Here is a 13,017-nt window from a genome sequence, read left to right as displayed (position 1 = left end):
CCGTTCTTCGGGGCACTGGTCCTGCGGAAAGGCCTCAACCGGCGGGCGTGATGCGGACTTTGACGTGTTTCATGAGCGGCTGGTCGCTCTGCGTGCTGTAGTCACCGATCGCACACAGCACATTCATCTCCGGCATGTACCCGGCCGCGCAGCCTCTGGGCATGTCGTACGGGATCGCCAGGTAGCCGTTGAGACGGCGGTGGGTGCCGTCCTTGGCGGTGCTGACGATGTCGACCGGGGCGAGCTTCGCGATGCCGCGCTCGCGCATGTCCTCCTCGTTCATGAAGACGAGCGTGCGCAGGTTCTTGACTCCTCGGTAGCGGTCGTTGTCGGAGTAGATGGTCGTGTTCCACTGGTCGTGCGAGCGCATGGTACCCAGGGCCAGGACGCCGGCGGCGGGGACGACGTCGGGCAGCGGGGCCGCGGAGAACTCGGCGCGTCCGGACGGAGTGTGGAAGACCAGCTCGCGGGCGGGCTGTTTGATGCGGAAGCCGAGCGGCAGCCGTACGCGGCGGTTGCAGTCCTCGAACCCGTCGAGGACCTGCGCCATGGTGTCGCGGATGCGGTCGTAGTCCTCGACGTACCACTCCCACGGGGTGGCACTGCCCGGGAGGGCGGCGCGCGCCATGCCGGCGATGATGGCGGGTTCGGACAGCAGTTGAGCGGAGGCGGGACGCTTCATGCCGACGGAGAGGTGCACCATGCTCATCGAGTCCTCGACGGAGGTGCTCTGGATGCCGGTGCGCTGGTGGTCCTTCTCCGTGCGGCCCAGGCACGGCAGGATGAGTGCCTGGCGGCCGTGGACGAGGTGGCTGCGGTTCAGCTTGGTGCTCACCTGGACGGTGAGGTCGCAGGAGCGCAGCGCCTCGTAGGTGTAGGCGCTGTCGGGGGCGGCGAGGGCGAAGTTGCCGCCCATGCCGACGAACACCTTCACCTCGCCGTGGTGCATGGCCTGGATGGTGCCGACGGTGTCGAGCCCGTGCGCGCGGGGAGGGTCGATGCCGCACACGTCGGCGAGGCGGTCCAGGAACTCGTCGGCGGGGCGGTGGTCGATGCCGCACGTCCGGTTGCCCTGGACGTTACTGTGTCCGCGCACCGGTGACGGTCCTGCCCCCTCCCGGCCCAGATTGCCGCGCAGCAGAAGGACGTTGACGATCTCGCGGACGGTGTCGACGCCGTGTTCGTGCTGGCTTACGCCCAGGCACCAGCTGAAGATGCTGCGGTCGGCGTCCCGGTACACCCGCGCCGCCTTGAGGATGTCGTCGCGGCTGAGGCCGCACTGGTGCTCGATCTCCTGCCAGGACGTGTCCTCGCACACCTTCCGGTAGCTGTCGAAGTTGGCGGTGTGGCGGTCGATGAACTCCCGGTCCAGTGCCTTGGGATCGGTCTTCGCCTGCTCCAGGATCGCCTTGGCCATGCCCCGCAGGAGCGCCATGTCGCCGCCGATGCGCGGCTGAAGGTTCAGGGTGCTGGTCCGGGTCGCCTTGAACCGGGCCATGTCCGTGAAGTCGTGCGGGACGATGGTGCGTGTCGCGGCTGCCTCGACCAGCGGGTTGACGTGCACGATCTGGGCGCCGCGGCGGTACGCCTCGGCCAACGCGGTCAGCATCCTGGGCGCGTTGGAGGCCGCGTTCACCCCCATGATGAACAGGGCGTCGGTGGCCTCCCAGTCCTTGAGGTCGACCGTGCCCTTGCCGGTGCCCAAGGAGGCCTGCATTGCGCGGCCGCTGGCCTCGTGGCACATGTTGGAGCAGTCGGGCAGGTTGTTCGTGCCCAGTTCCCGGGCCATCAACTGGTAGAGGAAGGTGGCCTCGTTGCCGAGCCGGCCGGAGGTGTAGAACGACGCCTGGTTGGGGTCGTCCAGCTCCCGCACGACCCGGCCGACCAGTTCGAACGCGTCGTGCCAGGAGATGGGGACGTAGTGGTCCGACTGGGCGTCGTAGGCCATGGGCTCGGTCAGTCGGCCCTGGTCCTCGAGGGCGAAGTCGCTCCAGCCGGACAATTCCGTGACCGAGTGGGCGGCGAAGAAGCGGCGGTCGACCCGCTTGCGGGTCATCTCCCAGGTGACGTGCTTGATGCCGTTTTCGCAGATGTCCAGGTGCAGGCCCTTGGTGTCGTCGGGCCAGGCGCATCCGGGGCAGTCGAAGCCGCCGTTCTCGTGGTTCATCCGCATGATCGCGCGCGGCCCGTCCACGAGGGCGCCCTCGCGGACCAGTACCTGGCCCACGCTCTTGGCCGCCCCCCAGCCCGCGGCAGGATGCCGGTAGCGTTCGGCCGTTGGTTCGCCTTCGGCGACGGGGCCCACCTGCGGTTCCGGCTGATCCCGGCTGTCATCGGAGGCGCTCACATGCCTCACCCCTTCCGACCCGGGCGGGCCAACGGTCGTCGCTGTCTCAGGCTATGCCGGGGGATCACCCGCTGCCACACGGTGCAGCGGGCCCGGAGTCGGCGAGTGCCACGCGCTGCGGCTCCTGGCGTGCGGAAGGGAGCGGGCCGTGGGTTCACAGGTGCATCCTGCTACTGATCGTTTCCCAGCGCTCATGGAATTCCTCGCGACCCTCCGCGCGCTTTTGAGTGCGGAGCGTGGCGGCCGCGGCAGCCTGGGCTTCCTTGGCCGCCTTGGCGGTGGCCTCGAACTCGTCCAGGACCTCATGAGCCGGGTGCCTGACGACCGTGCCGCCGCCTGCCGCGACCTCGCTGTCGATGACGCTCACGCGGGTCTCGGTCACCTCGGCGATCAGCGCGTTACGCCCGGGCGTAACCGTCCTGGCCAGCTCGCTGAGGGCGGCGTCGACCCCGGACGCCCGGTGCACGTCGATCGCCCCGCCGACGAGGGCACCGGCACCCCAGCCCAGCAGCACGGCGAACGGGCCGCCCAGCAGGCCCACCAGCGCACCGATGAGGCTGCCCGTGGTCACTCCCGCCGCCGTGACGTTGTCGGTGCCGGCCATGACCTCAAGGGCGCCGTCAGCCCTCCGTTCGGCCACCACGGCGGCGTGCACGTCGACAAGACCATCGGCGTCGGCCTTCTTGAGCAGCGCCAGTGCGCGATATGTCTTGTCGTCCTCGGCGAACCGAATCGCGATCACATTCCGGGACCGCGTGTCATGCATGGTTCCTCCAGGAAGCCCTGCCGCTCGGACAGCGGGCGAGGATACGGCGTACAGCACCGAAGCTAAAGCACGACCATCCCGGATTTCTGCAGGTCGAGGCCCGGTTTGTCGGTCGCGACAAGCAAGTTTGTGACGCCTGCTAGTACCGGCGCGAGAAGGTGTCGAGTACGCGTATCGGCGTTAGCGTGAGACTTCCGGCAAAGGCCCGGTCCGCGCGGCGCGCTGCGAGCGTGCCGGCTCGCCGAAGTACGACTTCGTGCGTGTCCACCGCATCTGGAGTTCCCATGTCCATGCCTTTCGGTTCAGCTTTCGGTTCGTCGGACCCTTTCAGTGACTTGTTCAACCGCTTTTTCGGCATGTCACCCGCGTCGTCGCCTCCGGCCGTGCAACGGGTCCCGATCGGACGCTTGTTGAGCGAGCCGTCCCAGGAACTGCTCAGTCTCGCCGCGCAGCGAGCGGTGCAGGACGGGACCTCGGACCTGGACACGGACCATCTGCTGTGGGCCGCGACGAAGGTGGAACCCTCACGGAGCCTGCTGACCCAGGCGGGCGTGGACCCCGATGCGTTCGCGTCGAAGATCGCCGACGTGCTTCCGCAGGAATCGGGTGAGCCGTCGGCCGAACCGGGCCTCACCCCCGCCGCCAAGCGCACCCTCGCTGCCGCCTACTCCCACTCACAGGCGAACGGAGCCTCCTACATCGGCCCCGAGCACATCCTCGGCGCCATATTGAGCGGTACCGACACGGGCGCCGGGCGGTTGATCCGCGGCGATGGCGTGGACGTGCAAAAGCTGCGCGGTCTCACCGACAGGACGTCCCAGGCCGATGCCGCCGCGGCGGACGGGAAGGCGGCGCCGTCGACGACGCTGGACGAGTTCGGGCGCGACCTGACAGAAGAGGCGAAGGCCGGAAAGCTGGACCCCGTGGTGGGCCGCGCGCAGGAGATCGAGGAGACCGTGGAGATCCTCTCGCGGCGCTCCAAGAACAACCCCGTGCTCATCGGCGAACCCGGCGTCGGCAAGACCGCGATCGTGGAGGGGCTCGCCCAGCGCATCGTGGCCGGCGAGGTCCCCAACACCCTCAGGGACAAGCGGGTAGTGGCCCTCGACCTGTCGGGCATGGTGGCTGGCGCTCAGTACCGGGGCCAGTTCGAGGAGCGGCTGAAGAAGGTCATCGAAGACGTCCAGGCCGCGAGCGGCGACATCATCCTGTTCATCGACGAGTTGCACACCGTCGTGGGGGCGGGTGCCACGGGTGAGGGCGCGATGGACGCGGGCAACATGCTCAAGCCAGCCCTGGCCCGCGGAGAACTCCACGTGGTGGGCGCGACGACCATCGACGAGTACCGCAAGTACGTCGAGAAGGACGCCGCACTCGAACGCCGCTTCCAGCCCGTGATGGTCCCCGAGCCCACGGTCGAGGAGACGGTGCAGATCCTGGAGGGCCTGCGCGACGCCTACGAGGCACACCATCAAGTCCGTTTCGCCGACGGGGCGTTGGTGGCGGCGGCGGAACTGTCCGACCGCTACATCGGCGACCGCTTCCTGCCCGACAAGGCCATCGACGTCATGGACCAGGCGGGCGCGCGGGTGCGGTTGCGCAGCGCCGACCGCTCGACCGAGGTGGTCGGTGTGCAGGACCGCCTCGCCAGGCTGCGCCGCGACAAGGACCAGGCGGTAGCAGTGGAGGACTTCGAGAAAGCCACCGAGCTGAAGGCACGGATCGACGAGGCCGAAGGCGAGTTGGCCGGGATTGAGGAACGGCGCGAAGGCGTCGTCTCCGTCACCGCCGCCGACATCGCCGACGTGATCTCCCGGCGTACCGGCATCCCCGTCTCCCAACTCACCGCCAGCGAGAAGGACAGGCTCCTCAAGCTGGAGGAGGAGATGCACGCCAGGATCGTCGGCCAGGACGAGGCGGTCACCGCCGTCTCCCAGGCCGTACGCCGCAACCGCGCCGGCATGGGCGACCCGAACCGGCCCGTGGGCTCCTTCCTCTTCCTCGGCCCCACCGGCGTGGGCAAGACCGAACTCGCCAAGACACTCGCCGAGCTGCTGTTCGGCGACGAGAACCGCATGATCCGCTTCGACATGAGCGAGTTCCAGGAGAAGCACACCGTCGCCCGGCTCGTGGGCGCACCTCCCGGATACGTCGGTTACGAGGAGGCCGGCCAGCTCACGGAGAAGGTCCGGCGCCAGCCCTACAGCGTCGTCCTGTTCGACGAGGTCGAAAAGGCGCACCCCGATGTCTTCAACACCCTGCTGCAACTCCTCGACGACGGCCGGCTGACCGACGCCCAGGGCCGCACCGTCAACTTCCGGCACTGTGTCGTCATCATGACCTCCAACCTCGGCGCCCAGCGCATCATCGACCACAAGGGCGACGTGTCGGAGCTCAAGGACGAGCTGATGCAGCTCCTGCGCACCCGGTTCCTGCCCGAGTTCCTCAACCGCATCGACGACATCATCCTCTTCCACAGCCTTACCGAGGACGACCTCGCCCAGATCGTGGACCACCTCCTGGAGCAGAGCAAGCGCCGGGTGCACGCGCAGGGAATGACGCTGGACGTCACGGAGGCAGCCAAGAAACTGCTGGTGGCGCACGGCCACCAGCCGGAGTTCGGCGCCCGCCCCCTGCGCCGCACGATCCAGGCCGAACTCGACAACCGGATCGCGGAAATCCTTCTCAGCGGCACCGCCGAGCCCGGCGACACAATCATCGCCGACGTCGATCACGACACCCTCCACATCACCGTCCACCCCGCCGCAACCGACTGACCCGTGCGAACCACGACACCGATCACATTCCAACGACACCACGGCACACAGCATCAGGGCACCCGCGTCAAGGCCGGGCCGAGCCCGCACCGGGCATTGCCGGCGTACGGCTGCGCGTACGATGTCAGCCGGACGGGGAGCGTCGATGGCTGAGCGGACCACTGCACAGAGAGCTGACGGGGTGCGCAATCCCGCGCTCACCTCCCTGGTCGCGTGGGCCCGCGACCACCTCACCACGTTGATAAACGACGTGGACGCGGCCGTGTGCGAACGCATCGACCTGTATCGCGAAGGCGAAGTCGTCCCGCGCGACGATCTGCGCCGGTCCATCGAACGCAACCTCGGGTTCATGGTCGGCGGTCTCGACGATCCCGACGTCCCCCTCGACCGGGCGGCGCCCTCCGAGACCGGCCGACGCCGGGCCCACCAGCGGGCGCCCCTGCCCGAGGTCCTGCAGGTCTACCGGATCGGCTGCTCGATGCTCTTCGACGCGCTGGTCGCCTACGCCCGCAAGGACGGCCGAGCCGACACCATGGACGCGCTCCTGGAGGCGTCGAGCAGGCTGTGGCGGCTCGCGGACGAGCACGCGCTGCTACTCACGGAGGCGTACCGGGCGGCCACCGCGGAGCTCCTGGCCGCCCAGCAGCGGCGGCGCTCGGCGCTGGTGGAGGCGCTGTTCACCGGTCAGTTGGTGCAGGACGCCGGCCCCTGGGAGGTAGGCCGGCTCCTGGGACTGCCGCTCGACACGCAACTGGTGGTGGTGGCCGCGGAAACCGCCGGCCTCGCCGAGGAGAGCCTGCTCGGGATCGAACGGCGTCTCGCCGAGCGGGGCATCGTGTCGGCCTGGCAGCTCACCCCGACCACGCAGGCCGGTGTCGTGGCGGTACGCGAGGAACAGGGCTCCGCGATGCTGGCCACACTGCGCGATGGGGCCGGCGCCCGCACCGGCATCAGCCCGCCCTACCTGTCGCTCGCCGAAACGCCGCGCGCACTGCACCTAGCCCGCTCGGCACTCGCCGAGATCCCGGCCGGTACAGCCGACGTACGCCCGTTCAGCTCCAGCCCGCTCGCCGCGCTGCTCGCCCACGACCCGGACGAGGGACGGCGGCTGGCGGACCGGGTCCTCGGCGCGGTGCTCGATCTCCCGCCGGAGGACCGCGACGCCCTGCTGAGCACCCTGCACGCGTTCCTGCACCACGGCGGATCGGCCGAGCGGGCAGCCCGCTTCCTGCACTGCCACCCCAACACGGTGCGCTACCGGCTCAACCGCATCCGCGAACTGACCGGACGCTCCCTCCAAGACCCCCTGGCGCTGGCCGAACTGGCGACCGCGGCACAAGCAGTACGCCTCAACGCCGCCAGGCGATGACCGACGGGCACCTCGGGCACGGTCGTGGAACAGAACGCCGGCCCGCCCACACGACAGGCCGTCAGCCGCTGACAAGTCCCACCACGAGGTTGATGGCGGTGGCGAGAATGCTGGTGCCGAAGACGTAGGACAACAGCGTGTGCCGCAGCACGATGGCGCGGATCGCCGAACTCGACACATCGGTATCCGACACCTGATAGGTCATGCCGAGGTTGTAACTGAAATAGAAGAAGTCCCGGTACGCCGGCGGATCGTCCGTATTGAAGTCGATCCCGCCGCCAGCCTCGCAGTACACATAGGCATAGCGGGCGGCGTACATCAGATGGAGCGCCGCCCAGGCAACGAAGACCCCGCACAGGGACGTCGCCGCCGCCGCGTGAGTGCTGTCGGACCTGCCTCGCAGGAGCAGCAGCACGATGGCGAACAACCCGCACAGCGCCACCGCCACCACGACGAGTTCATCGAGCAGAGGCCGGAAGTCCTCCCGCCGCGCATTGCGGTGGGTCGCCACGGCGTCCATCGGCCACAGCACCACCCAGCCCGTCAGCACGAAGCACAGTTCCATTGCGGCGATGGCGGCCAAAGCCCCCAGCGCCGGGTCCGCCGGGATGCCGACGGCCACGCCAACCCCAGCACCAAGGATCACCGAGCCGGCAAGACGGGGCACGGCATCCAGCAACCAACTCCTCATACGCCCTCACCGTAGTGCCGTCGTTGCCCGACAGATCGTTAGCGGTGCGTGTTACTGACTTCCGCAGGTTGTTGTCGGCTGCTGGGTGAGGGTCAGTCTGGTGCCGGCCAGGCAGCCATCGATGAGGTCGGGCCGGAGCTGGATATGGCGTAAGCCCCGGCGGAGGGCGCGCTCGAGATGCTCGTCGTCGGTGAAGGCAACGTTGGCCAGTGGGCCGCGCCGTAACAGCGACCAGACCCCCTCGACCGGGTTCAAGTTCGGTGCATAAGAGGGCAGTTGGACGATGGTGAGCCAGTCGTGTGCGGCCGCGTACTCGCGCATCCCGGCGGCCCGGTGCGTGTTGAGATTGTCCCAGATCAAGACGATGGGAGCCTGGAGTTGGATGTGGGCGCGGACGACCAGGTCGCGGTAGTCGCTCCAGGCGAAGGTGTCGCGTCCTTTGCCCTTGTGCTTGCGGTGGCGGCGCGGCCGGTAGATCAGCCGGGAAGTCTCGCCCGGCTTGTAACAGCACATCGCCGCGATCGACCAGCGGCGCCAGGAGCGGCCCCGCACCCGCACCACCGGTGTGTGCCCACGCCGGCCCCAGGTGCGAGCGCGCGGCGGCGTCATCGAGAATCCGGCCTCGTCCTCGAAGACGATGTAGGCCCCCAGCGCCGCCGCAGTCATTCCGCCTGCGGCCACACATCCTTCTTCCACAGGCCCACCGCCTGCTCGTCGCGCTCAAGTGCCCGGCGGGCGGGACACTGCCAGGACCAGCCGTGCCGGTGCAGCAGCCGCCACACCGCCGCCGAGGAGCACTCCAGTCGGAACTTCCGGGCGATCAGTTCTCTGATCCGGGCCAGGGTCCACCGCTGGTCCTCCCAGCCATGCACGGCCGGCCCCAGCGCCAGTTCCTTCTCCAGCTCGGCGAACTGCTCATCGGACAGCTTGGGCAGTTTCGGCGGTCCCGCGGAGGCGAGTGCGTCCACCCCGCCCTCCTGCCAGGCACGCCGCCAGCGTTCCACCGACCGCTCACTCACCCGCAGATCCTTCGCGATCACCGCGGTTCTCTCACCGCAACCGAACCGCTCGCCTGCCTCGTACCGGATCCGTTCGCGTAATCGCCGCCTCTCGGCGGTCAGTCCGCCACCCTGCGCGTATCGCATACCACCGGCCTACCGCAGGGATCACCACACGTCACCACTGCCGACAACACTCCGAAGAGGTCAGTAGGCGGGAACCCCTCCGGGTTCCGGGAGGCACAGCAATTGAATACGCGAGCCCTCCAGGATGGGACCCTGCTCAGTGCCAGTTGCTGATCTGGACGTCGTGCGGGGCGGGTTCGCCGGCGCCGGTCTCCAGCAGGCGCTTGAGGCTCATCAGGAAGGTCGCCCACTTGGTGCTGCAGTGGGACATGAACTCCACCGGCTCGCGCCAGCCCTCGTGCTTGAACAGGACGATGGTGTACTCGCCCTCCTGCTTGAGGTCGAAGCTGATCTGCGTGCCGATCCACTCCTCGGGCCCGTCGACGACCTCCCAGAGCACACGCTCCGCGGGGCTCGTCTCGAGGACCTTCATGTCGAAGCCGCCGGGCTCGAAGCGGAACCGGACCACGCCGCCGAGGGAGGGGTCCCCGTCCGTCTGCTCGGTCCACCAGCGGGAGAGGCCGTCGACGGTGGTGAGCGCCGTGTAGACGTCCTCGGGGGCGACGGTGATGGCGATGCGGTGCAGGATGTCTGCCATTGTCGATGTCTCCTTCCGGGCGGGGCGGGCTGGTCAGCCCTGCCCGCGCTGGATCGCCTCAGCGATCCGCTTGATGCGGTGAAGTCGGGCGTCCCAGGCGGCCCCGACCGAGGACAGTTGCGCGACGGCGCGGGCGAGCTGGGCCTCGTCCACCTCGTAGCGGCGCTCGCGCCCGGAGGGCGTGGCGTGGACGAGTCCGACGCGGTCGAGCACGCCGAGGTGCCTGGCCACCGCCTGGCGGGTCACCGGGAGGTGTGCGCTGAGCGTGGTGGCGGTTCCGCCGTTCTCGGCGAGCAGCAGGTCGAGCATTCGTCGGCGTATCGGGTCTCCGACGGCGGACCACAGCTCGTCGTCCACGCCGCTGATGGTCATCGCGTCGCCACCTTGGCGGCGTAGCCGACAAGCCGGGGCAGGAAGTAGTCCCAGCCGCGGACGTGGTCCTGGTACGCCTCCTCCAGCACGGCGGCCTCCCAGCCCTTCTCGCGGAAGCCGGTCTCGGAGAACCGCAGCAGCGTGCCGTTGGCGGCGGGCACGAGATCGAAGGTCACCAGCAGCGAATTGCCGGGCCCGGCGGTCTCGCCGTCCTCGCAGACCCATCGGAAGGCGAACCGCCGGGGCGGGTCGGCCTCTACGACGGTCAGCGGCTCGACCTTGGCCTGCGGCCCGCTCCCGAAGCTCGCCGTCCCAGTGCCACCTGGTAGCGGTGTTTCCAGCTCGGCCTCGTCGGGCCACCACTCCCGCAGGTGCTCCGGCCTGCTGATCACCTGGTAGACGACCTCGGGCGTCGCCTCGATGTGGATCTCCCGCGAGATACTGCCGTACTCCATCGCGTCACTCCCGCCCTCGCGCAACCTTCGGTTGCACATGACTCTAAGGCGGCTGGGTCGAACGTGCAACCTTTCATTGCGCATGATTGAGGGGCACAGGAACTGCGCGAGAAACCACACTGCGCGGATGGCCCTGTCCGTTGAGCAGGCAGAGGATCGCGCCCACGGCTCACGGTGCGAGTGCGCTTCGGGATGCCCACCCAGTCGTGATCACTGCTGGTGGCGTCCTATGGTGGCGCACCGCGCCCGATCGACGATGCGCCACTTATGCCCCTACCGGCCAGACCAGTTGGGCGCGGCGGCTGTCCTGTCCCACCGGAGCCGGAGCGGTTCGTCGTGACGGCTCTTCGGCCTTCGGTGTTCATTCGACCTGGGCGATTTTGTAGGCGATGCCGCCTGGGATGAGGTATCCCGCTCCGACGCAGACGATGTCGTTCAGCCATGCGTACTCCTGCGATCCGGTCTCGAAGAGCGGGTTGGTGCGGAAGTAGTAGCGGGCCGGGTCGATGTCGTACCTCTTGGCCGGATCGGCGATGTCGGCCCGCAGTTCGGGCGGGGTGACCCAGCGGCCGCCGTAGGTCATGTAGACGAGGGCGCCGTCGTGGGTGCGCAGGGTGAGGCGTACGTCCAGTGACATCGTTGCGTCGGGGCGCAGCAGTGCCCAGTCGCCGCCGATGGGGAGGACGTCGCCGCGCAGGCGCGGTCCCTGGAAGGTGCCTCCGGTGTCGCCGAAGAGGGTTCTGCGGCCGAGCGGGCCGGCGCCGAAGTCCAGTCGGGGGCTGAGGTCGATGACGAGGTCGAACAGGTGGCGTGTGGTGATCTCGCGGAGGGACTTGGTGCGAGGGTCGGGGGTCATGCGCTGCCTCCCAGCAGGGTGTGGCGGACCTGGTCGGTGCAGACGCCCGACTGGGCGCGCAGCTCCGCGAGGTCGAGGAAGAACCGCTCGCCGGCGATCAGACCGTCGGCGAAGGTGAACTTCAGGAACACCGGCAGTTCGGCGCGCTGGCCGTTGGGCGCCGCGCCGAACCGGTCACCGGTCATGGTCATGCGTGCCGTTCCCCAGCAGACCAGGTGTCGTCGTTGCCGGCGTGCCCGTCGAGGGTGACCTCGTAGTCGGGGAAGGCGGCGAAGAAGCGTGCCAGCGCCTTCTCGGTGTCGGGCAGGCCGCGGGCGTTGGTGGCGAAGGGCGGCGACTCCAGCCGTACGTCCTGGTGCAGGAGCCGGAGCGCCGCGGGCAGGTCCTGACGGCTCTTGGCGTGCGCCAGCGCCTGGGCGAGCTCGAGCATCTGATGGGTGGCCTGCTTCGAGGCATGCGGTCGCGACGGACGATCGTGCGGCACGCCGTCGACACTGCGTCACTGGAGGGGCTCGACGGGCTCAGCTTCGGCCGGCTCGCGACGGACCTGAACGTCGGCAAGAGCAGCATCCAGACACTCTTCGCCACGAAAGAGAAACTCCAACTGGCCGTGATCGACGCGGCCCGCGAGGCCTTCGAGGAAGCCGTGATCCGCCCCGCGCTGGCCCGGCCCCAGGGCACCGAGCGGCTGCGCGCTCTGATCGAGCACTGGCTCGCCTACGCCGAGCAGCCGCTGTTCCCGGGCGGCTGCTTCTGGGCGGCGAACCTGCCCGAGTTCGACAGCCGGCCGGGCCCGGTGCGGGACATGCTGGCCGGCCAGCAACGAGCCTGGCGCGACCGCATCGCCGCCGAGCTGCGACACGCCGCCGATGATGCGGCAACGAGTGACGGCCTCGACGCCGACCTCACAGCGTTCCAGATCGACGCCGTGCTCACCGCCGCGAACACCGCGATGCGCCTGGGCGACGACACGGCAACCGCGAAAGTCCGCCGCGTCGTCGACAGCCTCCTCGCACCGCTGGCCCCGGCCGGCTGAGAAACGATCAGTCGAGCTTGAGGTCGTCAGTGAGGGCGGTGGCATCGGGCAGATGGTCGTCCCGGGCCCCCGCGCGACTTGCTGCACATCCTGGACGCGCTACTGAACCTCGACGGCGAGGTGAAGCCGCAGATGGTGGACACCGACAACGCCTCCTACTCCGACATAGTGTTCGGCCTGTTCAAGATCGTCGGCTACGGCGTCAGCCCGCGGATCCGTAACCTGGACGACCAGCGGTTCTGACGCGCGCGATGCCCGGCGTGGAGACCGGCACGTACGGGCCGCTGGAGGACATCGCCCGCAACCGGGTCAACCTGAACAAGATGATCACGCCTGGCCGGACATGCTGCGGGTGGCCGGCTCCCTGGTCACCAACCAGGTCCGCGCCCGACCTGCTGCGGATGTTCGGCCGTGAGGGACGGCCCACCTGGCCGGGGTAGGCGTTCGCCGAGTACGGGCGCATCGCCGAGGCCCTGCACCTGCTGGCCGTGGTCGACCCGGTCGACGACACCGACCGCTGGCAGATGAACCAGTTCACCGTGCAGGAGTCCCGCCCCAAGCTCACCCGCGACGTGTGCCACGGCAAGTGCGGCACCATCCACCAGGCGTACTGGGAGGGGATGCTG

Annotated in this window: 13 protein-coding genes and 1 pseudogene; 4 read left to right on the top strand and 10 right to left on the bottom strand. The window is 68.9% G+C overall.

Annotation, left to right across the window (positions count from 1 at the left end):
- Positions 1-34: 34 nt before the first annotated feature.
- Together ACZ5NW_RS35735 and ACZ5NW_RS35730 are read right to left on the bottom strand one after the other, a co-directional pair.
- Complete coding sequence (locus ACZ5NW_RS35735) at positions 35-2,347, bottom strand: FdhF/YdeP family oxidoreductase (RefSeq protein WP_468748197.1); 2,313 nt, start codon at positions 2,345-2,347, stop codon at positions 35-37.
- Positions 2,348-2,501: 154 nt separating this feature from the next.
- Positions 2,502-3,113, bottom strand: coding sequence for a DUF1269 domain-containing protein (locus ACZ5NW_RS35730; RefSeq protein WP_468748196.1), 612 nt, complete (start codon positions 3,111-3,113; stop codon positions 2,502-2,504).
- A gap of 284 nt (positions 3,114-3,397) precedes the next feature.
- Here ACZ5NW_RS35730 and ACZ5NW_RS35725 point away from each other — a divergent pair, with 284 nt between their 5' ends.
- On the top strand, positions 3,398-5,890 hold the full coding sequence (locus ACZ5NW_RS35725; RefSeq protein WP_468748195.1) for an ATP-dependent Clp protease ATP-binding subunit: 2,493 nt from the start codon (positions 3,398-3,400) through the stop codon (positions 5,888-5,890).
- Positions 5,891-6,035: 145 nt separating this feature from the next.
- A complete protein-coding gene (locus ACZ5NW_RS35720; protein WP_468748194.1) occupies positions 6,036-7,259 on the top strand; it encodes a PucR family transcriptional regulator in 1,224 nt (407 codons plus the stop codon).
- Positions 7,260-7,320: 61 nt separating this feature from the next.
- Here the strand turns inward: ACZ5NW_RS35720 and ACZ5NW_RS35715 are convergent, their stop codons facing one another.
- From ACZ5NW_RS35715 to ACZ5NW_RS35680, 8 genes are all read right to left on the bottom strand, one after another.
- Entirely contained in the window at positions 7,321-7,950 is a 630-nt protein-coding gene (locus tag ACZ5NW_RS35715) for a DUF1345 domain-containing protein (RefSeq protein ID WP_468748193.1), read from the bottom strand.
- Between the two features lie 51 nt (positions 7,951-8,001).
- Positions 8,002-9,095 (bottom strand): IS630 family transposase gene (locus ACZ5NW_RS35710; RefSeq protein WP_468748192.1). Its coding sequence is split into 2 segments (ribosomal slippage): positions 8,002-8,631 and positions 8,634-9,095, totalling 1,092 coding nucleotides; the frame shifts between segments, so codons are not numbered across the junction.
- A gap of 136 nt (positions 9,096-9,231) precedes the next feature.
- Positions 9,232-9,672 carry an SRPBCC family protein gene (locus ACZ5NW_RS35705; RefSeq protein ID WP_468748191.1) on the bottom strand — a complete coding sequence of 147 codons (441 nt, stop codon included), beginning with the start codon at positions 9,670-9,672 and terminating at the stop codon, positions 9,232-9,234.
- A 33-nt stretch (positions 9,673-9,705) separates the two neighbouring features.
- The gene (locus ACZ5NW_RS35700) at positions 9,706-10,044 is read right to left on the bottom strand and encodes an ArsR/SmtB family transcription factor (protein ID WP_468748190.1); all 339 of its coding nucleotides are present in this window, start codon (positions 10,042-10,044) and stop codon (positions 9,706-9,708) included.
- Complete coding sequence (locus tag ACZ5NW_RS35695; RefSeq protein ID WP_468748189.1) at positions 10,041-10,499, bottom strand: SRPBCC family protein; 459 nt, start codon at positions 10,497-10,499, stop codon at positions 10,041-10,043. The genes ACZ5NW_RS35700 and ACZ5NW_RS35695 overlap by 4 nt, the downstream gene beginning before the upstream one ends.
- Before the next feature lie 361 nt (positions 10,500-10,860).
- Positions 10,861-11,355: a DUF3237 domain-containing protein gene (locus ACZ5NW_RS35690; RefSeq protein WP_468748188.1), complete on the bottom strand. Its 495-nt coding sequence runs from the start codon at positions 11,353-11,355 to the stop codon at positions 10,861-10,863.
- On the bottom strand, positions 11,352-11,546 hold the full coding sequence (locus tag ACZ5NW_RS35685; protein WP_468748187.1) for a hypothetical protein: 195 nt from the start codon (positions 11,544-11,546) through the stop codon (positions 11,352-11,354). The genes ACZ5NW_RS35690 and ACZ5NW_RS35685 overlap by 4 nt, the downstream gene beginning before the upstream one ends.
- A complete protein-coding gene (locus ACZ5NW_RS35680; protein WP_468748186.1) occupies positions 11,543-11,785 on the bottom strand; it encodes a nuclear transport factor 2 family protein in 243 nt (80 codons plus the stop codon). The genes ACZ5NW_RS35685 and ACZ5NW_RS35680 overlap by 4 nt, the downstream gene beginning before the upstream one ends.
- A 24-nt stretch (positions 11,786-11,809) precedes the next feature.
- On the opposite strand from ACZ5NW_RS35680, the gene ACZ5NW_RS35675 reads away from it, so the two are divergent.
- Together ACZ5NW_RS35675 and ACZ5NW_RS35670 are read left to right on the top strand one after the other, a co-directional pair.
- The gene (locus tag ACZ5NW_RS35675; RefSeq protein WP_468748185.1) at positions 11,810-12,391 is read left to right on the top strand and encodes a TetR family transcriptional regulator C-terminal domain-containing protein; all 582 of its coding nucleotides are present in this window, start codon (positions 11,810-11,812) and stop codon (positions 12,389-12,391) included.
- 40 nt (positions 12,392-12,431) lie between these two features.
- Positions 12,432-13,014, top strand: a pseudogene (locus ACZ5NW_RS35670) (Tn3 family transposase); the annotation flags it as partial.
- Positions 13,015-13,017 lie beyond the last annotated feature (3 nt).

The sequence above is a fragment of the Streptomyces sp. NPDC032126 genome (assembly GCF_055580085.1).
This window is presented reverse-complemented; position numbering and strand designations above follow the sequence as displayed.

Excerpts from the sequence above, each read along its gene's own strand:
- ACZ5NW_RS35680 (WP_468748186.1), bottom strand. The coding sequence starts at position 11,785 with ATGCTCGAGCTCGCCCAGGCGCTGGCGCACGCCAAGAGCCGTCAGGAC.
- ACZ5NW_RS35715 (WP_468748193.1), bottom strand. The coding sequence starts at position 7,950 with ATGAGGAGTTGGTTGCTGGATGCCGTGCCCCGTCTTGCCGGCTCGGTG.
- ACZ5NW_RS35705 (WP_468748191.1), bottom strand. The coding sequence starts at position 9,672 with ATGGCAGACATCCTGCACCGCATCGCCATCACCGTCGCCCCCGAGGAC.
- ACZ5NW_RS35690 (WP_468748188.1), bottom strand. The coding sequence starts at position 11,355 with ATGACCCCCGACCCTCGCACCAAGTCCCTCCGCGAGATCACCACACGC.
- ACZ5NW_RS35685 (WP_468748187.1), bottom strand. The coding sequence starts at position 11,546 with ATGACCATGACCGGTGACCGGTTCGGCGCGGCGCCCAACGGCCAGCGC.
- ACZ5NW_RS35725 (WP_468748195.1), top strand. The coding sequence starts at position 3,398 with ATGTCCATGCCTTTCGGTTCAGCTTTCGGTTCGTCGGACCCTTTCAGT.
- ACZ5NW_RS35730 (WP_468748196.1), bottom strand. The coding sequence starts at position 3,113 with ATGCATGACACGCGGTCCCGGAATGTGATCGCGATTCGGTTCGCCGAG.
- ACZ5NW_RS35720 (WP_468748194.1), top strand. The coding sequence starts at position 6,036 with ATGGCTGAGCGGACCACTGCACAGAGAGCTGACGGGGTGCGCAATCCC.
- ACZ5NW_RS35675 (WP_468748185.1), top strand. The coding sequence starts at position 11,810 with ATGCGGTCGCGACGGACGATCGTGCGGCACGCCGTCGACACTGCGTCA.
- ACZ5NW_RS35700 (WP_468748190.1), bottom strand. The coding sequence starts at position 10,044 with ATGACCATCAGCGGCGTGGACGACGAGCTGTGGTCCGCCGTCGGAGAC.
- ACZ5NW_RS35695 (WP_468748189.1), bottom strand. The coding sequence starts at position 10,499 with ATGGAGTACGGCAGTATCTCGCGGGAGATCCACATCGAGGCGACGCCC.